This is a genomic window from Fluviibacterium sp. S390 (assembly GCF_049800695.1).
Lineage (GTDB): Bacteria > Pseudomonadota > Alphaproteobacteria > Rhodobacterales > Rhodobacteraceae > Meridianimarinicoccus.
In genome coordinates, this window is record NZ_JBNAFN010000020.1 from 1 (window position 1) to 18,690 (window position 18,690).

Below are 18,690 nucleotides of genomic sequence, written 5' to 3' on the forward strand. Positions count from 1 at the left end.
TGTGAGCTCACGGTGAAGTGCAGTTCCTGATATGTCGTTTTACTCCAGCCGGTTCTGTAACTCCATCAGCTCGCTTTGAAACACCTCAGCGGGCGTTCGGTAGCCGAGGCACTTGCGCGGCGTGGAATTGACGCGGTGGCAAATCGACCTCAAGTATCGATTTGTCAGCGCCGTCGGTTCGGTGGATCTGGGGAGATACTTCCGCAGCCTGTTGTTCGTGTTCTCGACTGTGCCTTTCTGGTACGGAGCTTGTGGGTCACAAAACCATGCATCTGCACCTATCCCGGCTTTCAGGTGCCGCCAGGCGGAGAACTCGGTGCCGCGATCAAAGGTGATCGACTGGCGTGCATCGGCGGGCAGGGGAGCTAGCCCCTGGATCAGCGCCTCCATGATCGGTTTGGATTGGCGATCCTCATTGCGCATGACAACGGCGAAACGACTGACGCGCTCGACCAGAGACGTCACGTTCACCTTTCCATGCTCCTTGCGGAACATCATCAGGTCGCACTCCCAATGGCCGAACTCGGCACGCTCAGAGATGCGCTCAGGCCTGTGGGACAGGCTTTGAACGTCGAAGATGTGGGTCCGGTTATGCTTGCGATAGCCACGCGGCCTGCGGCGGCGGCGATGTTCGGGAAGGTGCCGATAAAACTGCTCCTCGCGACCGTCCTTGGAATAGGCGAAGCGATAGATCGTCTCGTGGCTCACGCGGATCGGATGACGTTCCAATCGCATGCGACCGGCTATCTGCTCTGGCGACCAGCCAGCCTTCAGCCGATCCTCGATGGCGGCCTTGAGTTCAGGATGAGCGATCATCTTGCGATGGACAGCACGGCGCTGCTCGTATTTGTCTTGAGCGACGAGAGCGTGATAGCCGTTCAGCTCCGGTATTTCTTCGTCAGTATATCGGTTCCGCTTAATGTCCCGGTAGATCGTCGAGGGGTCGCGGCACAATCTATCCGCAATCTCTGAGACCGGCATTTTGGCTTCCAGCCACTTTGCGAGCTTGCGCCGTTCGTCCAGCTTCAGGTGACAATAGTGGGTTCCCATTCTTCATACTCCATGCAACTCTCTGTATTCGTACAAAATTTGCACTTCGTTTGTGAATCCACCGCGTGTGCCGCAAGATACCCGTAAACAGAATTATGGTAATAAAGCGCCTGAACCCGCGGGCAAAGGACTTTCTTCTTGAATTAGTCGAGTGTATTTGTCAGTTAATATTGCGCAAGCCACTCGTGACGCCATGAGCCAGCCACATCAGGCCGATACGAAGCGCAAGCTTCGAACTTCCAGGAATTGACCCAAGATGAAATATGCTGCTCCGACCTCCATTGAAGATGGCGCCGAGGAAATCCTGCCGCTGTACGACGCGCGCGATCTGACAAAGGGCGGCGTGCTGGCCCAGATCAAGCTGGACCAGGCGATCTATACCCTGCGCATCACGCGGCAAGGCAAATTGATCCTGACCAAGTAGACCGCTTCGGCTTCAGACGAAGTCGAAATCGGTCCCGGTGACCGTGCTGGCCAGAGTGTCTGCCAGAGTCACCTGGTCGGTGCCGTTGACCATCGCCACGATGGTGTGGTTGCCGCTTTGGGTGATGGTCAGATCCGACAGCGCATTCACCGTGCTGTGGCCCGAGAAGTCCAGCCGGTCGACGCCATCGGTGAAGTCCTTCACCACGTCGCGGCCAAACCCGTCGGTCCAGGCGAAAACATCCGCGCCAAGACCGCCAAGGTAGAAGTCGTTGCCCGCGCCACCGTCCAGCATGTCGTTGCCCGCGCCCGCGATGAGCGCATCATCGCCCGCCGCGCCCAGAAGCGTGTCGTCATCGGCCCCGCCGAAGAACACGTCCGCATCGGACCCGCCGGTCAGCACATCGTTGCCAGCACCGCCCACCAGCGTCACCGAGGTTGCCAGCCCGGTGGCGTCGATGGTGTCGTCGCCGGTCAGACCCATGATCCGCTCGACCCCGATCCAGCTGCCGACGTTCAGGCTCAGGCCGTTGGTGTCATAGATCACCGCCTTGTCGAACCCGGCCCCGCCGTCGCTGACCACATCGCCGCTTTCGCCGATGTAGAATACGTCGTTGCCCGCGCCGCCGTCGAAGGTGTCGTTGCCCGCAGCGCCCAGCATGATGTCGTTGCCATCATTGCCGGTCAGCGTGTCATTGCCATCACCACCGATCAGCACGTCATCGCCCGACCCGCCGGTCAGCGTGTCGTCTCCGCCACTCCCGAACAGCAGCAGCGCATCGTTGGCGGTCGAGCCGTCGATCTGGTCGTTGCCCGCGTTGCCATTGACGCGCTCGACGCCGCTCCACCCGGCCATCGACACGCTGTCTCCACTGGCGCTGGCGATCTGCGCCTTGTCATAGCCGCCGGTGCCGGTGTCGGTCACCGTGTCGAACCCGTCGATGACAAACAGGTCCGAGCCGTTGCCGCCGTCCATTGTGTCTGCACCCGAACCGCCGAACAACTGGTCGTTGCTGTCGCCGCCCGACAGATCGTCGTCGCCCGAACCGCCGAACAGGAAGTCATTGGCAAAGCCGCCGATCAGCATGTCATTGCCCTGCTGCCCGAACAGCTGGTCCGAGCCGCCGCCGCCGTCCAGCATGTCGTCACCGCCGCCGCCCGAGACCTCGTCGTCTCCGGCCCCGGCAGTCACCGTGTCATCGCCCAGATCCAGCGTGAAGACATTGGCCCCGCCATTTCCCACGGCTTCGACGTCGAAGTCGCCGATCAGGGTGAAGTTCTCGATGGCGATCAGCGTGTCGCGCAGGATTGTCAGTCCCTTGGCCCCCATGTCGCCGGTGGCGAGGTTGAATTCGACGATGAATTGTTGGGGGGTTGCGGTCGAAAGATCCGTGAAGATGGTATCGATTCCGGCGCCACCGTTGAAGACATCATTGCCACTGCCGGTCTCGATGGTGTCGTCGCCGTTGCCGCCGTTCACCTGGTCGTCGCCATCGCCGTCCCAGAGCCTGTCGTTGCCGTTGCCGCCATTGATGACGTCGTCGCCAGCCTCGCCGCGCAGCCTGTTGTCGTTGGCGTCGCCGGTGATGTTATCGTCAAAGACAGAGCCGCGGATCTCCTCGATGTCGATCAACGTATCCGTGTCGCCGAACGTATCGGTGGCGGAACCCAGCGAAAGATTGACCGTGACGCCTTGCGTGCCGCCGTCCTGATCATCGAATTCATAGCCGACAGTATCCCAGTCGGCCCCACCATCAAGGGTGTCATTGCCGGCACCCCCGGACAGATAGTCGTTCCCGGCGCGGCCCTCGATCAGGTCGTCACCGTCAAAGCCGCCCCAGAAAGCATTGTCCTGATCGTCGCCGCGGATCACGTCGTTGAAGTTCGACCCGTTGATCTGTTCGATGCCGACCAGCGTGTCGGTATCCCCAAAGGTGTCGGTCGCCGTTCCCAGCGCAAGATCAACATCGATCCCCAGGAAGCCGCCGTCATTGTGGTCGTCCTGGTAGCGGGCCTGGTCGCGAGTGCCGTCGCCGCCGTCGATCATGTCGTCGCCCGCGCCCCCGTCGATCCGGTCGCGCCCGTCGCCGCCAAGGAACGTGTCGTCGCCGGCATAGCCCCGGAAGCGTTCTTCCGCAGCGGCGCTGCCGGTGAAGCTGTCGGCGTGCGAGGTGCCGCGCACTTCCTCGATGTTGCTTAGCGTGTCGGTGTCGCCAAAGGTGTCGGTCGCGGTGCCGGTCAGGAAGTTGACCACCACTCCCTGGGTGCCGCCGCTATTACGCTCCTCATTGTCGTAGCGCACTTCGTCTCTGCTGCCGTCGCCGCCGTCGATGGTGTCATTTCCGCTACCACCCTCCAGGTCGTCCCGGCCAGCTCCGCCATTCAGGGTATCGTTGCCGTCCCCTCCAAAGAAATACTCATCGCCATCATGGCCGTTGATAGTATCGGCAAAGCGTGTGGCTCTTATTTCTTCGATGTTCTGGAACTGGTCCGTGAACCCCCAGCCGTCGGTCAGACTGCCTGCACCCTGGTCCGTGAAGGTGACGGTCACGCCCTGGGTGACTGCGCCCAGAGCATCGTAGATGTCGGATTGCAGCGCGAGTGTATCCCAGCCGTTGGTGGAGCCGATGAAGGTGTCGTTCCCGGAGCCCACAAAGAAGGTGATCCCGCCCGCGATGGTGTTGTCCGTCACCTCGACATGGTCGTCGCCAGCGCGGTCAAAAACATAGGCATTCTGGCCGGTCAGATAGATCTGATCGCCCGAGGCCGTCAGGTTGGCGCCGTGAAAATTCTCGATGTTGAACAGGCTGTCGTTTCCGGCCGCGCCCTTGTTGGCGGTGAATCCTGCCACACCGGCCTGCATGGTCCCGGTATTGTTGACGATGACGGCTGTGCCGATCGGTTCGAAATTGACTGTGTCGCTGCCAAGGCCACCGTCAAAAGTGTCGTTGCCGTTGCCCGCCTGCAGGAAGTCGTCCCCGTCCAGGCCCGAGATACTGTCGTCGCCATTGCCGCCGGTCAGATCATCGTATTGGTTCGATCCGGTGATCGTATCGTCGAAGACCGAGCCGATCACGCTGACGACATTGACCAGCGTATCAGTGTCACCATGGGTGTCGGTGGCGGTGTTGTTGCCTAGGTGGACCGTCACCGGATTTGACCCCGTTTCTGCGGAGTAGTCCACGACGGCGCCACCTGCACCGCCTTGCAGATAGTCCGCGCCGGATCCCAGGGTTGCGTGGACCCAGGCGTCGTCGCCATATATCTCGTCGTTTCCTGCGCCAGTGTTGTAGAAAACACTGTCGTTGGGGTCGGTGTCTCCCACGATGATGTCGTCCTCCGAAACCGTCGCCGAATAGGGGCCGATGCCGGTCAAAGGGATCTGATCGCCGGGGCTGAAGGCCGGCGCGGCAAAGGACGTGATCCGCGGATTCGCGGTGCCATTGGGATCGATGAAACTATCCCAGGCCGCCGGATTGGCCAATGTCGGAAGCATGTGGCCGCCGATCTGAACAAGAAACACATAGTCCGTCGCCCCGCCCGGCGCGTCGCCCGCAAAGGCCAGCACCGTGCTGGACCGGGGCGTGCCCCCGGCGTCGTTCCAGTTCACGACTCCGATGGATTCCTCGTTGATGTCTACCGCGCTGTAGGGGCCGAAAGGGCCGCCGAAGTAGCCCGAATAAAAGTCGTTGGTGTCGAAAAAGACTTGTGTCAGATCGTTGTCCGGGGCGGGTTGCGGATCCAGTGCATAGGTCAGGTTGGGTGAGCCGCCCGGTCCCACAACAATCGACAACGCGGTCTGTCCGACGGACTGCACGGTGTCGGTGTTGGAATTGAACTCCAAGACGAATGTGTTCAAGGAATAAGTTGTCATGCCAAAATCCCCCGGATGGCTTTCTATCGCGGGGTTTGCCCGCAATTTGTAAGGAAATTAGGGCAGAAAGTGTCTCCGAGCAAGAAAACTGCCGTGCGCGCTGACTGTCTGTGTGTCCAGCGCCGCGCTGCACGCGACGCGTTGCACGCCTAGGTTGCGTCGCCCAGGCTGCTCAGCAGGAAATTCTCCAGCCGCGAGGCGTCGATCGGCTTGGAAATCAATGGCAGTCCGGCTTCGGCGCACTGCTGGCGCAATTCGGGCGACCGGTTGGCCGACAGCACGCACGACGGGATCGGGCCATAGCGCGCCTTCAGGGTCTGGGTCAGGGCGATGCCATCGGCCCCCTGCCCCAGCTGATAGTCCACCAGCACCGCGTCCGGGACGATCTCGATCTCTTCCAGCAGGTCGATGGCGGCCTCGGCGCTTTCGGCTTCCAGCACGCTGACATCCCATTTTCCCAGCAGCATCATCATGGCGCGGCGCAGGTCCACATCGTCTTCGACCAGCAGCACGATCAGCCCCTTGTCCTTCAGCCGCCACGCGGTCGAAACCCGCGAGGCATCGGCCTTGGATGCGGCGCGCGGGTCGGCGGCATCGCTGGCGGGCAGGCTGACGAAGAAGCCGCTGCCGCGCCCCGGCACGCTCCACAACCCCAGCGGATGACCCAGCCGGGCGCAGGCGCGTTCGACGATGGCCAGTCCCAGCCCCAGCCCTTCACTGGCGCTGGCGCGGGCGTCGAGCCGCTGAAATTCCTGGAAGATCAGCTCCTGATCCTCTTCGGCGATGCCACAGCCGGTGTCCCAGACCTCCATCCGCAGGGCCGATCCCATGCGCCGGGCGCCGATCAGAACGCGGCCTTCGTTGGTATAGCGGATGGCATTGCCGATCAGGTTTTGCAGAATGCGGCGCAGGTAGGCGGGATCGCTGCGCACCACCGCTGTCGAGGGCACGACGCGCAATTCCAGCCCCTTCTGGGCGGCCAGCGGCGCAAATTCCTCGGCCAGTTGCCGCAGGATTTCAGACAGCGGCACGGCGCGGATATCGAAGACCTCGCTGCCGGAATCCAGCTTCGAGATGTCGAGCAGCGCGTCGATGATGACCTCGACGCTTTCCAGCGCCCGCCGGGCCTTGTCGACCAGCGGGTTGGGATCGTGATCGGTGGCCGAGGCGAGGAACAGCTCGGCCGCCGACAAGGGCTGCAACAGGTCGTGGCTGGCGGCGGCAACAAAGCGCGATTTCGAGGCGTTCGCCCGTTCCGCCGCCTCCACCGCGTCTTCAAGTTCCAGCGTCCGCTCGGCTACCCGGTGTTCCAGTGTTTCGTTGGCCACGGTCAGCGCCCGCGCCGCCTCGCGGATGGCGGTGACATCGGTCAGCGAGACCACGAAGCCGCCGTCGGGCAGTTTGCGCGCGAAAGTGTCCAGCGACAGCCGGTCCGGACCCGACAGCTCGAACGACAGCGGTCCCGTGGCCTTGCCACCGTTGCGCCAGGTTTCCAACTGCCGCAATTGCGCCTCGTCCGAAATGGTGAAACGCTCGCGCAGCTCCTCGGTCATGCCGTCGAAACCGGCGCCCATGATGACCCGAGACGGGGCCAGCCCCAGCAAGTCGGTAAAGCGGGTGTTCCATCCCACCAGCCGGGCCCCCTGGTCGAAGATCGCCACGCCCTGGTTCAGATGCTCCAGCGTGGCGCGGACCATGCGTGCCTGCTGATCCAGCAGTTTGTCACGTTCCTCGCGGCCGATGCGGATCACGTCGGTGATGTCGGTTTGCAGGATCACCGTGCCGCCGTTCGAGGTGCGATGCTCGCTGACCTGCAACCAGTGATCGTCGGCCAGTTCGACGTTGAACATCACGTAGCTGTCGCCGTGCCGCTTCAGCCGCCGCGCGGCCCAATCGGCGCGGCGCTCGGGCGTCGGCAGCGCCAGGTACTGGCTGCGGCTGACCAGACCGACATAGTCGCCGAAGGTCAGACCGGGCACAAGGCGCGGGCGGATGTCCTTCAGCTTCAGTCCGAAGCGACTGTTGCACATGACCATCGCGTCATGCTCGTTGAACAGGGCAAATCCCTCGCGCACGGTTTCGATGGCGTTGGACAGGTCGGCGCGGGCGGCATCGGCCTCGCGGCTGGCCTCGGCCAGTTGCGCGTTGGACCGGTTCAGCAGATCCAGCGCGGCCTCAAGTTCAAGGGTCCGCTGGCGCACCTGATCTTCCAGGATCACCGCACGTTCGAACTGGGCATAGGCTTGGCCTGCGCCGTCGGTGTCCTGTTCCACCCGGTTCATCAGCGCGGCGGTGATCTTCAGAAGCCGCGCGTGCTGCGCTTCAAGCGGCTCATTCGGATCGAGAAGTGAATCCATCATTCGGCAGAGCCTTGCGGGTGGAAAAAGGCGACGCCGGTCATGGTCTGGTTGACGTGCTTGGCGCCCACCTGTTCGCCATAGGTGTTGAACCCCACGACGTTGTGCTTGCGCAGGATCTGCGACAGGCGCCCCACCTGCTGGTGCTGGGTTGCCTCGATCCGGCGCAGGACGCAATCGCAGGCCAGAACGGTGTCCAGTGAGCCCCCGGCGGTCAGGCGGTCAAGTTCGGCGTCCAGATGGTCGGCCATGTTCTCGGCCTTGGCCAGCGTCAGCACGATGCCTTCGCCAATGGCGGAATAGAAGACCAATGCGCCGTCTTCGGTGACCCGCTGGATGGCCCGGACATGGTGCTGGCCGCCGACCCGCACCACCAGCGGATGCGCCGCGAAGGTGAAGGGCGACAGATAGTCGGGGTTCTTGCCCAGAATGCGCGCGTATTCCCGCGCGGCGGGACGGCCGTTGATTTCGCGAACAATCCGGCGGGCGGGTTCGGCCCCGGTGACGACCATGCGCGCGTCGCCCGGCTGGAAGTGATCCAGACTGAAGACCTTGACCTCGCAATCGGTCCGCACCTGCGTGATGACCGCCGCGTTTCGATACACCACGCCATTCAGGGCCACCTTGGGCTGTTCGAAGCGCACCCCGTCCCCGGCCGAGCCGCCGAAGACCGGCATGGCTGCCAATCCGGACGAGATGGCACTCATCAACTGGTCTTCGCGCAGGCTCATGCCGTCGATCACAAGGAAGGCGAAGGCGTTGGGAAGACCGCGGGCCCGGCCTTCAAGCGCCAGACGCTGGCGCACCACTTCGTCCGTCAGATCGGTGGCGTCGAAGTCTTTCAGATCCGGGACCAGCAGGGTCGATGTCTGAAAGTGCTTTCGGGGAAACCCCACGGCGACGATGTTGCCCTCGCTATAGCCGTCTTCGGTGATTTCGCCGGCGGTGGTGCAGGCCACGACCTCGACCCCTTCGAACCGGGCTCCGGCGGCGGCGACCACCTTGTCGAAATCCGCATCGGCGTCCACGAACAGGAAAAGCTGGGCCAGGTCAGACCCAAGCTGTGCTGCAAGGATATCCATGCAATCGGGGCGCTGTGCCGGGACAGCGGCGCGCCGGATGGTCGTTTGCTCTGCCACCTCGGGGGTGGCCAGTGTGTCGTGCTCCAGGGGTTGCGCCTCCTCCTAACGCTCCCATGTCCGCGACGATCTTCCGGGCGGGGCTTTTCTATCCCTCGGGCAGAAGATGTGCGTATCTGGCCTGCTGGGCGACCAGAACCGCCTGTGTACGGCTTTGTACGCCAAGCTTGCGCATGATCGCCGTGACATGGGCTTTGACAGTTGTTTCGGCAATCGACAGGTCAAAGGCAATCTGTTTGTTCAGCTTGCCGTCGCAGATCAGCCGCAGAATGCGGGCCTGCTGCCGGGTCAGGCTGGCCAGACGGGCCACGGATTCATCGCGCGCGCCATCCTCTGTGGCGGGCTCGATATAACCCTCGGGATGATAGGTCTCGCCGGCCCAGATCGCGTCGAACGCGCTGCGGAAGATGTCGCGGTGGCTGTGTTTGGGCACGAAGCCGCGGGCCCCGGCACGCAATGTGGCCGAAACGGTGCGGTTGTCGGACATGGAGGACACCACCAGCAGCGGCAGGTCCGGGTGCCGGGCGCGCAACCGCAGCAGCCCGTCCAGCCCGTTCACATCCGGCAGGTTCAGGTCCAGCAGCAGCACGTCGGGCAGCGGGCCGTCATTCAGAACCTCCAGCGCGTCGTTCAACGAGTCCGCGGTGGTGACGCTGGAGATCCCGGCGGCACTGGTCAGGACAATCGACAGGGCGTCGCAGAACAACGGGTGATCGTCCACGATCATGGCGGTTCTGGTGGGGTTCTGGGCGCTGAGCACTCCGGACTTCTCCTTGCGACCTGGTGTTGCGGTCTCAAGCTAACATGGGCAGGCCCGATCCGTGAACTGGTGCGAAAGTCGTAGACCGGTCATTCGGCGGCCATCCGCAAACTGGGAGCGGCAGCCGGGGTGCGCGTCGCCTGCCCGGCCGGGTTGGGTGTCCGGCGCTGGATCAGGGCAAACAGCGGCGGTGTGAAATAGAAGGACACCACCGTCGACAACAGCACCCCGCCCGCGATCGACACCGCAAAGGGCGGCCAGAAACCGCCACCGGCAAGGATCAACGGCAGGAACCCTCCGAACGTGGTGATGGTGGTCGAGACGATGTGCCGGCTTGAGCCGGTGACCACGCGTGCCATGGCCGCGCGATCCCCCGCCGCCGCATCCGGATCGGCCTGCAACCCGGTCAGGATGATGATGGCCGCATTGATCGACACGCCGATGGAGCCTATGACCCCGATGATGGCGGTGATCCCGAACGGATATTGCAGCACCGCCAGCGCCAGCAGCGAAAGACCCGCCGACAGCACGCAGACTGCCAGCGCCACGGCTGTCAGGCGAAAAGAGTTGAATGTCAGCGCGATGGTGGCCGTTGTTAAGGTTGCGATCACCCCCAGCGAGGCCATGAGGTTGTTCACCGTACTGGACCGCGCATCAGAGTCGCCGCCGATTTCGAGCCGGTAACCCGCCGGCAGGGTGAACCCGGCGTCTGCTAGATCGGCCTGCACCGCCTGCAAGGCTTCCTCGGGCAGAAGATCGGGGATCAGGAAGGCCTGCACGGTGTTGGCGCGCGCGCCATTGTGGCGGGTGATGGTGCTTTCCGACGGCTCCAGCCGCAGGCTGGCCAGTTCCGACATGGGCACGCCGGGAAAGGCCCCCGACGCGGCGATTTTGGCGGCATCGGGCGGCAGGATCGGCAGGTCGGCAATGGCCATCAGATCGGCGCGCAGCCCGTCGCCAAAGCGAACCCGGATCGGCAACTGCTCGGTCCCTTCGACCAGCGACCCGCCGGTGACGCCCACCAGCCCGGCCTCAAGCTGGCGCGCTACATCCGTCAGGTTCAGCCCCAGCAGCCGGGCCTTGTCTTCGTCGATGTCGAACCGCAGTTGCGGAGCCCCGCCCGAGATCGAGCTGCGCACCTGCGTGATGGTGTTCAGATCGGCCATGATGGCGCGGGCTTCATCGGCCAGTTCGCGCAGCACGGCGATATCCTGACCGACGAAGCGCAATTCGACCGGCGCGTCCACCGGCGGGCCTTGCACCAGCCCGCGCACGACGATGCGGGTCTGCGGAAACCCGTCGTCCAGCCGCGCCTGAAGCTCCGGCACCAGCCGGGCCGCCGCGGTGTCGGTGGTGGTGGTCACCATGCCCTGGGCGAACCCCGGCTCGCGCGAACGTCCGCCGGTGATGTTGTAGTAGAACGCCGGTCCCGACTTGCCGATGGACCAATAGCGCGAGCGCACGTCGCCCTCGCGCCCGAGGATCGCGTCGATCTCGCCCACAAGGCGGCGGGTTTCGCCGATGGCGGTGCCGGGCGGCATCTGAACCTCAAGATAGAACTGGTCGCGTTCGACGCCGGGGAAGAACTGGGCCTTCAACGAGGGGAAGCTGGCAAAACCCAGCATCGGCAGAACCAGCGCCAGGGCCACCGATTTCACCGGATGCGCCAGCGACCAGCGGATCGAGACGCCGAAGGCCCGGCCAAGCGCACCGCCCCTGATCCCCGAGGCCAGCACGCCACCGCCATCGCCAAGTGGCAGCAGCCAGCCGGCCAGCGCGGGCGTGACGGTCAGGGCCACGATCAGCGACCAGAACAGCATCATCACCACCGCGATGGCGATGGCGCCGACGAAATCGCCCGCCGGTCCGGGCAGCAGGATCATCGGCGTGAACGACAGCGCCGTGGTGATTGTCGAGGCCAGCAGCGGCGCTGCCAGACGACGCACGGAGTCGCCCACCGCTTCGAGCCGCGCCATGCCTGCCTGCAATCGCTGCCGGATCTCGTCGGACATGACGATGGCAGCGTCGACCAGCAGGCCAAGCGCCACGATCAGCCCGGTGACCGACATCTGATGAATGGGCAGGCCGATGGCGTTCATCGTTGCCAGCGTGGCAAGGCTGACCACCGGCAGAACCAGTGCCACGATCATCGCGGCGCGTACCCCCAGCGTGACGAACAGAACCGCCACCACAAGCCCGACGCCGATGGCCATGTTGGTGCCCACATCCGCCAGCCGCGCCGCGGTATAGGTGGACTGGTCGAACGCCAGTGTTTCGGCGATGCCCACCGGGACCGCGTCGGCGCCATGGGTCAGTTCCGCCCGCACCAGATCCATCCAGCGGTCGATCTGCACCCCGTCCTGCGCCAGCACCCCGATCAGCACGGCAGGCTTGCCGTCTGACAGGGCCAGTTCATCGGCGGGCTGTTTTGCGCCCCGGCTGACCGTGGCGATGTCGTCCAGACGGGTGACAGCACCAGTGGGGCCTTCGCGCAGCACCACGTCGCGCAAACGGTCCAGTGCCGTAACCTCGCCCGAGATGGCGATGGAGATATCCGTGCGGTCGGCCTGCAACCGGCCGGCCTGCACCTTGCCGTCGGCCCCCCGGATCGCGGCCGAGATCTGGTCGGCAGTCAGGCCAAGGGCGGCGGCCTGTGCCGGATCGACCGAGACCAGAACTTCTTCGTCCGGCACGCCGAACAGGTTGACGGCGCGGGTCTGGGGAATGCCGCGAAACCGGTCGGCCAGTGCGTCGGCATGACGGCTGAGGATCGGCAGGGGCACGCCCGCGTGTTCAGCACTGACAGCGACCACGGCGGAATAGGCGGCGATGCCCTCGCTGTCGAACTCCGGCGCGCCGACGCCTTCGGGAAAGCGGGCGCGGGCATCATCGACGGCGGCACGGGCTTCGGTCCAGGCCTGTTCGATGACAGCGGCGTCCAGGGTTTCCAGCAGTTCGATGGACACCACCGAAACCCCCTGCCCCGAGACCGAAGTGACCGTGTCGACCTCTTCGATGCGACGCAGTTCCTCTTCGATCTCGGCGGTGACCAGCGCCTCGACGCGACCGGGATCGGCGCCGGGGAAGTTGGTGGTGACCGTGGCAAAGATGTTGGTGATGGTGGGATCTTCCTGCCGTCCCAGCGACAGCAACGAGGCCAGTCCCGAGGCGATCAGCACCAGCAGGATCAGTGCCACCAGGCGCGGCTGGCGAAAGGTCAGGGTTTCCATCTCAGCCCGCCCCGGTCACGCGGACCAACTGGCCGGGGGTCACCCGGTGCGGCCCTGCCTGGATCAGCCGCGCGCCATCGGGGAAACTGCCCCGCACGTAGGCGCGGTCGGCTTCGCTGTGCAGCAGTTCCACCGCCGCCGGCCGGACGCGATTGTCGGCATCGACAGTGAACACTGTCCACACCCCCTGCGTTCCTTCGCGCAAGGCGCGTAACGGCACCCAGGCGCCTGCCATCGCCACCTGCCGCGTCACCGTCAGCACGGCGGTCTGGCCCAGAACCGGGGCACCGTCGCTTTGCACCGACAGCAACAGGGTGCGGGTCCGTGTCACCGGATCAATGTCGGGGCGCACCGTCTGCACCTTGGCCGGCAGGTCACGCCCGGCGATCGACACCGTCAGATCGGTCAACGCGGCCGGGTCGGCCCAGACCGGCAGCCCGACCCGCACGACAAGCCTGTCGTCCTCCATCAGTTGCACCACGCCCTGCCCGGCGGCCACGGTCGTGCCGGTATCGACGCGCCGTGCCGCGATCCGCCCGTCGAAGGGGGCGGTCAGGACGGACTTCTCAAGCCGCAACCTTGTGGCGGCGATGGCCGCGTCGGTCTCGGCAATTCGCGCCTGCAAGGCATCTCGGGTGGCGCGCGCCTGGTCGAGTTGTTCGGTCGGAGAGAACCCCCGATCCTTCAGCGCTGATCGACGCGACAGCGAGGCTTCGGCAAAGGTCAGTTCGGCCTCCAAAGCCGCGCGGGCGGCCTGAAGGCGGGTCTGCTCGGCCTCGATCAGGGCGGTGTCAAGCCGGGCCAGCGCAGTGCCTCTGGCGACCGTTGCGCCTTCGTCCACCAGGATCTCGACGATCCGGCCTCCAAGTTCGAAAGACAGTTCGGCGGTCTGGGCAGGCTCCACCTGCCCCAGGAACCGCCGCTGGGTTTCAAAGCCCGGCAGGATCGTCAGAGGGGCCACCGAGACCGGCGTCGCCGCAGCCACATCATCGGGTTGGGTGGCCTCGGCCCGCATTGTCAATACCTGGGCCCCGGTCCTCACCGCGTAGCCTGCCCCGAATACCGTGGACGTGGTCAGAAGGATCGTGGCCGCGCGGCGGGCGGCCCGGCGTGCGCGGCTGGAAGAAGATGTGGACTGTGTCATCGGGGGCTCCGATCCGGGCGGGGCATTGATTGAATGTTAGATGCTCTTACATAAGTTAGAATCTCTAACTTTGACAAGTCCTACGTGACAGGGCATCAGATGGATCATGAGCAGCGACCCAAAAATCCAGAAGAAATCCGGCTATCATCACGGCGACCTCAGGGCGCAATTGATTGAAGCCACTCGACAATTGGTGGAAGAGAAAGGGCCGGACCATTTTTCGGTCTCGCAAGCCTGTCGAGTCGCCGGCGTCTCGACCGCTGCACCCTATCGCCATTTCCGCAACAAGGACGAGATGCTCAGGTCGGTCTGCGAGGAAGCGGCCGAGCGGCATTTCTCCCAGATGAAAGCGGCGCTGGAGGGTCTGCCCGAGGGTGATCTTGAGCGCATCATCGCCATGGGCCGGGTCTATGTCGGTTTCGCGCAGGCCGAGCCCAGCGTGTTCCGCCTGATGTTCAGCTGGCCGCACCAAAGCGGGGCCATGTCACCGGAGGACGCCGCCGCACCGCCCACGAAGACGCTGGTGGAAACAGAAGTGGCCAAGCTGTTGGGGAAAAGCGAAATCGACAGCGACGTGAAGCTGCGCGCGACCATGCTGTGGACCTTCGTGCATGGGCTGTCTTTCCTGCTGATCGACGGCAAGGCCAAGGTCTGCGAATTCGAGTCCGATATCGAGGTGATGCTGTCCGAAGCTGCCCGGCGCGTGATGGCCTGAGGCGGTTCGGGATTGCAGGTTTTCGATAATTCATGAATTGGTGAAGTCCGAAAATGCAGGCCGAGATCCCCGGTTCAGACGCCGCCCGGCCACGAAACCAGAACTCATCGACCCCGTAGCGGAGAGCCCCTTGTCCACCGTCATCTATCACAACCCCGCCTGCGGCACCTCTCGCAACGTGCTTGAGATCCTGCGCACCACCGGCCACGATCCCGTGGTCATCGACTACCTTGATACCGGCTGGACCCGGCCGCAACTGCTGGGCCTGTTCGCGGCGGCCGGGCTGTCCCCGCGCGACGCCCTGCGCACCAGCAAGTCCCCGGCCGAGGAGCTGGGCCTGCTGGACCCCTCGGTCAGTGACGAGACGTTGCTTGATGCGATGCTGGTGCATCCGGTGCTGGTCAACCGCCCGATTGTCTGCACGCCCAAGGGGGTGAAGCTCTGCCGCCCGTCCGAGGCGGTGCTGGATCTGCTTGACCGCCTGCCCGACGGACCTCTGGTCAAGGAAGACGGCACGGTCATTCTGGATGAGAAGGGCCAGCGCGTTGACTGACACGCCGCAGCTTGACGAAGCGTCCTTTCGCGCCATTGATCGCGAAACCCTGTCCCAGCCGATCCGGTCCACCCATCCGCCGCGCATCCTGCTGCTGCATGGCTCGCTGCGCGAACGCTCCTACAGCCGTCTGCTGAATGAAGAGGCCGCGCGCATCCTGACCCGACTGGGCGCCGAAACGCGGGTCTTCGATCCGGCCGGCCTGCCCCTGCCCGATGATGCCGAGGCCGACCATCCCAAGGTACAGGATCTGCGTGATCTGGTGACCTGGTCCGAAGGCATGGTCTGGTGCTCGCCGGAACGTCATGGCGCCATGACCGGGGTGCTGAAAAGCCAGATCGACTGGATCCCGCTGACACTGGGCGCGATCCGGCCAAGTCAGGGCAAGACACTGGCCCTGATGCAGGTTTCGGGCGGCTCGCAAAGCTTCAATGCCCTCAACCAGATGCGGGTGCTGGGCCGCTGGATGCGGATGCTGACCATTCCCAACCAGTCTTCGGTGGCCAAGGCGTTTCTGGAGTTCGAGGAGGATGGCCGCATGAAGCCGTCGGCCTACTATGACCGCGTGGTTGACGTGATGGAGGAACTGGTGAAATTTACCTGGCTCACCCGTGACCTGAGCCCGCATCTTGTGGATCGCTATTCCGAACGCAAGGAAACCGCGGCGGACCTGTCGGCGCGGGTCAACCAGCGTTCGGTCTGATCCGGGTGCCGCGCCGCGCTGGACAGGTCGGATGCGGACTGAAAGGGTGGCCCCGGATGTGCCCCTGTTCCGAGACGTTGCCATGACCCCTGCCATTCCCACGCCACCCCTGTCGCATCGCGTGTCGCCGCTGGGCCTGTGCCTGGCGGCGTTGTTTTTCGGCGCGTCGCTGACGCCGTCGCTGCTGCCGCGCGATCCTGTGATGCAAGGAGTTCTGGGCGGGCTGGTGGCTGGCATCGGGCACGAGGTCGGCGTGGCCATGGCCTGGGGCTGGCGGTTTCTGGGCATCCCGGTTCTCTCGTCGACGCGGCATCTGCTGCTGACGGCGCTGGCGGGGCTTTTCGCGCTTGTGGTCAGCATCTGGTGCCTGTGGCACGCCGCCGATTGGCAAAACGCGACCCGCGTGGTCATGCACCTGCCGCCGGTGGACACCTCGCATCCGCGCATCATTGCCCCGGTGGCATTCGGTGTCTTTGCCGCGACATGGGTGCTGGTGCGGCTGTTCGGGGCGGTGCAGCGGCGGCTGACGGCGTTGCTCAACCATGTGCTGCCACCGCGCGTCGGGTTCGCCATAGGCGTGGCCCTTGCGCTGTTTCTGTTCTGGAGCCTGATCAACGGGGTTCTGGTGAAACGCGCTTTCGAGATCGCCGACGCCTCTTTCGAGGCCGCCGACGAGTTGATCGAGCCGGACATCCCGCGGCCCACGGAACCGGGCAAGACCGGCGGGCCGGACTCGCTGGTGGATTGGGAGGAAATGGGCCGCTGGGGCCGTGCCTTCGTCGCCACGGCGCCGACCCGCGAAGAAATTGCCGCCTTCAAGCCCGACATCGCCATGGATCCGATCCGCGTCTACGTCGGGCGCCGCGCGGCAGAAACCGCGCAGGAACGGGCCGAAGTCGCCTTGCAGGAGTTGATCCGGCAGGGCGGGTTTTCGCGCAAGGCGCTGGTGGTGATGGTGCCGGTGGGCACCGGCTGGATGGATCCGGGCGGGCAGGACACGTTGGATTTCATGCTGGGTGGCGATGTTGCCACGGTGGCGGTGCAGTATTCCTATCTGACCTCGGTCCTGTCGATCCTGGCCAACCCGGATTACGGCGTCGAACAGGCCCGCGTATTGCACGATGTTGTCTATGACTACTGGACTGAACTGGACCCGGCCACGCGTCCAAGGCTGTACGTGCACGGGCTGTCTCAGGGCGCGCTGAACTCGCAAAGCTCGTTGCCGATCCTGGACATGCTGGGCGATCCGGTGTCGGGCGCGCTGTGGGCCGGATCACCGTTCATCAGCCCTTTGTGGCAATTCATGCGGGACCAGCGCCAACCCGACAGTCCGGCATGGCAACCGCGGTTCGGCAATGGCTCGCTGGCACAGGTGACCAACCAGAGCGGCGAATTCGATCTCCAGGCCACGCGCTGGGGGCCGATCCGGCTGGTGTTCCTGCACTATGGCAGCGATCCGATCGTGGCCTTCAGCTTCACGTCGGCCTTCCGCCGACCCGACTGGATGCGCGATCCGCGCGCCCCGGACGTGCCGCCCGAATTCCGCTGGTTTCCGGTGGTCACCATGTTCCAACTGGCGCTCGACATGGCGATCTCGCTGCAGGTCGAGGGCTTCGGCCACTACTACATCGCCGCCGACTATATCGACGCCTGGGCCGAGGTGCTGGAGCCCGAGGGCTGGACCCCAAAACGTGCGGCTGAACTCAAGGACATCTTCTTGCGGCGCGGGCCGGCGTTCTGATGCGGCGGGCATGGCGGATCGCCCTGATCGGGCTTGGCGTGCTGACCCTTGTGCTGCTGGGCCAGATGGGCGCGCGGTATCTGGGGCTGCTGACCCCGCGCGATACGCCGGAAGAACGGTCGGCGCTGCTGTCGCCTTTCTACAAGGTGTATCTGCCCGACAGCGGGCAAGGCCCCTTCCCCACGGCGCTGCTGGCGTCGGGCTGCGACGGGCCGCATGACAATATGGCGCGATGGGCCGGGATGCTGAACGAACAGGGTTGGGCCGCGGTGATGGTCGACAGTCACGCGCCGCGCGACTACCTGGATTTTCAGGTCTGGCGGCTGATCTGCGCCGGCCAGATCTTCACCGGGACCGAACGCGCCGGAGATCTGGCCGTCGCGCTGGAAGATGTGCGCGGCATGGCCTTTGCCGACCCTGACCGCCTGCTGCTGTTCGGGGCGTCGCATGGCGGCTGGGCGGTGATGGACCTGCTCAGCCAGGCCGCGACCCCGCGTCCACCGCAGGGTCTGAGCCGCTGGCCGGGCGATCCGCAGGCGCGTGGTCTGGCCGGGGTGTTGGGCGCGCTGGTCGCCTATCCCTATTGCGGTCCGGGCAGCCTGGCCGCACGCCAAGGCTGGGCGGCGGAGATTCCGGTGGAAATGATCCTTGTCCGGGACGACGAGATCACCGACGAGCAAGCCTGTCTCGACATCGCGACTGGGCAAACCGCGGTGCGTCCGGTGGCCGTCACGGTGCTGGAAAACGCCACGCATGGGTTCGACCAGCAAGAGCGCGAGGCGCTCAGCACGCTGGAATTCAGCCCCGAAGCCACCACAACGGCCCTGGGACTCGGGCGCGATTTCGTCACGCGCATTTCAGCGCCGGAATCTGCCCCGGGAAACTGAATCCCATCAGCGAAAAAAAGCCGAATGTTGGGCAAGAATCCGCGCAGATGGTCCTGATTCGGCCTTTTGGCTGGCATCAAGTGTTCCTGATTCGGTCGGTCGCAACCAGAGCGT

13 protein-coding genes are annotated in these 18,690 nt (G+C 64.6%); 6 read left to right on the forward strand and 7 right to left on the reverse strand.

Annotated features, from left to right (window positions below):
- Positions 1-39: 39 nt before the first annotated feature.
- Entirely contained in the window at positions 40-1,050 is a 1,011-nt protein-coding gene (locus ACP15K_RS15195) for an IS30 family transposase (RefSeq protein WP_424990000.1), read from the reverse strand.
- Between the two features lie 256 nt (positions 1,051-1,306).
- Between ACP15K_RS15195 and hemP the strand changes: the two genes are divergently transcribed.
- Positions 1,307-1,474, forward strand: a complete 168-nt coding sequence (gene hemP, locus ACP15K_RS15200; protein ID WP_193141283.1) for a hemin uptake protein HemP — start codon at positions 1,307-1,309, stop codon at positions 1,472-1,474.
- 12 nt (positions 1,475-1,486) lie between these two features.
- Here hemP and ACP15K_RS15205 read toward each other — a convergent pair whose 3' ends face one another.
- From ACP15K_RS15205 to ACP15K_RS15230, 6 genes are all read right to left on the reverse strand, one after another.
- Complete coding sequence (locus ACP15K_RS15205) at positions 1,487-5,347, reverse strand: beta strand repeat-containing protein (protein WP_424990881.1); 3,861 nt, start codon at positions 5,345-5,347, stop codon at positions 1,487-1,489.
- Positions 5,348-5,496: 149 nt separating this feature from the next.
- Positions 5,497-7,707, reverse strand: a complete 2,211-nt coding sequence (locus ACP15K_RS15210; protein ID WP_424990882.1) for a PAS-domain containing protein — start codon at positions 7,705-7,707, stop codon at positions 5,497-5,499.
- The gene (locus ACP15K_RS15215; protein ID WP_424990883.1) at positions 7,704-8,843 is read right to left on the reverse strand and encodes an FIST N-terminal domain-containing protein; all 1,140 of its coding nucleotides are present in this window, start codon (positions 8,841-8,843) and stop codon (positions 7,704-7,706) included. The genes ACP15K_RS15210 and ACP15K_RS15215 overlap by 4 nt, the downstream gene beginning before the upstream one ends.
- An 88-nt stretch (positions 8,844-8,931) precedes the next feature.
- Positions 8,932-9,603 (reverse strand): response regulator, encoded by a 672-nt coding sequence (locus tag ACP15K_RS15220; protein ID WP_394355454.1) that lies wholly within the window; start codon positions 9,601-9,603, stop codon positions 8,932-8,934.
- A gap of 89 nt (positions 9,604-9,692) precedes the next feature.
- Positions 9,693-12,833 carry an efflux RND transporter permease subunit gene (locus tag ACP15K_RS15225; RefSeq protein WP_424990884.1) on the reverse strand — a complete coding sequence of 1,047 codons (3,141 nt, stop codon included), beginning with the start codon at positions 12,831-12,833 and terminating at the stop codon, positions 9,693-9,695.
- 1 nt (position 12,834) lies between these two features.
- A complete protein-coding gene (locus ACP15K_RS15230; RefSeq protein ID WP_424990885.1) occupies positions 12,835-13,977 on the reverse strand; it encodes an efflux RND transporter periplasmic adaptor subunit in 1,143 nt (380 codons plus the stop codon).
- Between the two features lie 106 nt (positions 13,978-14,083).
- On the opposite strand from ACP15K_RS15230, the gene ACP15K_RS15235 reads away from it, so the two are divergent.
- From ACP15K_RS15235 to ACP15K_RS15255, 5 genes are all read left to right on the forward strand, one after another.
- Positions 14,084-14,692 (forward strand): TetR/AcrR family transcriptional regulator, encoded by a 609-nt coding sequence (locus ACP15K_RS15235; RefSeq protein ID WP_424990886.1) that lies wholly within the window; start codon positions 14,084-14,086, stop codon positions 14,690-14,692.
- Between the two features lie 130 nt (positions 14,693-14,822).
- Complete coding sequence (arsC, locus tag ACP15K_RS15240; RefSeq protein WP_193141277.1) at positions 14,823-15,245, forward strand: arsenate reductase (glutaredoxin); 423 nt, start codon at positions 14,823-14,825, stop codon at positions 15,243-15,245.
- Entirely contained in the window at positions 15,220-15,948 is a 729-nt protein-coding gene (arsH, locus tag ACP15K_RS15245; RefSeq protein WP_193141276.1) for an arsenical resistance protein ArsH, read from the forward strand. The genes arsC and arsH overlap by 26 nt, the downstream gene beginning before the upstream one ends.
- A 31-nt stretch (positions 15,949-15,979) precedes the next feature.
- On the forward strand, positions 15,980-17,689 hold the full coding sequence (locus ACP15K_RS15250; protein ID WP_424990887.1) for an alpha/beta hydrolase: 1,710 nt from the start codon (positions 15,980-15,982) through the stop codon (positions 17,687-17,689).
- Positions 17,689-18,576: a dienelactone hydrolase family protein gene (locus ACP15K_RS15255; protein ID WP_424990888.1), complete on the forward strand. Its 888-nt coding sequence runs from the start codon at positions 17,689-17,691 to the stop codon at positions 18,574-18,576. Before ACP15K_RS15250 ends, ACP15K_RS15255 begins: the two co-directional genes overlap by 1 nt.
- Positions 18,577-18,690 lie beyond the last annotated feature (114 nt).

What these genes read in the sequence shown, in the direction of transcription:
- ACP15K_RS15210 (WP_424990882.1), bottom strand. Translation starts at nt 7,707, where the DNA reads ATGATGGATTCACTTCTCGATCCGAATGAGCCGCTTGAAGCGCAGCAC.
- hemP (WP_193141283.1), top strand. Translation starts at nt 1,307, where the DNA reads ATGAAATATGCTGCTCCGACCTCCATTGAAGATGGCGCCGAGGAAATC.
- ACP15K_RS15255 (WP_424990888.1), top strand. Translation starts at nt 17,689, where the DNA reads ATGCGGCGGGCATGGCGGATCGCCCTGATCGGGCTTGGCGTGCTGACC.
- arsH (WP_193141276.1), top strand. Translation starts at nt 15,220, where the DNA reads ATGAGAAGGGCCAGCGCGTTGACTGACACGCCGCAGCTTGACGAAGCG.
- ACP15K_RS15195 (WP_424990000.1), bottom strand. Translation starts at nt 1,050, where the DNA reads ATGGGAACCCACTATTGTCACCTGAAGCTGGACGAACGGCGCAAGCTC.
- ACP15K_RS15235 (WP_424990886.1), top strand. Translation starts at nt 14,084, where the DNA reads ATGAGCAGCGACCCAAAAATCCAGAAGAAATCCGGCTATCATCACGGC.
- ACP15K_RS15230 (WP_424990885.1), bottom strand. Translation starts at nt 13,977, where the DNA reads ATGACACAGTCCACATCTTCTTCCAGCCGCGCACGCCGGGCCGCCCGC.
- ACP15K_RS15250 (WP_424990887.1), top strand. Translation starts at nt 15,980, where the DNA reads ATGCGGACTGAAAGGGTGGCCCCGGATGTGCCCCTGTTCCGAGACGTT.
- ACP15K_RS15225 (WP_424990884.1), bottom strand. Translation starts at nt 12,833, where the DNA reads ATGGAAACCCTGACCTTTCGCCAGCCGCGCCTGGTGGCACTGATCCTG.
- ACP15K_RS15205 (WP_424990881.1), bottom strand. Translation starts at nt 5,347, where the DNA reads ATGACAACTTATTCCTTGAACACATTCGTCTTGGAGTTCAATTCCAAC.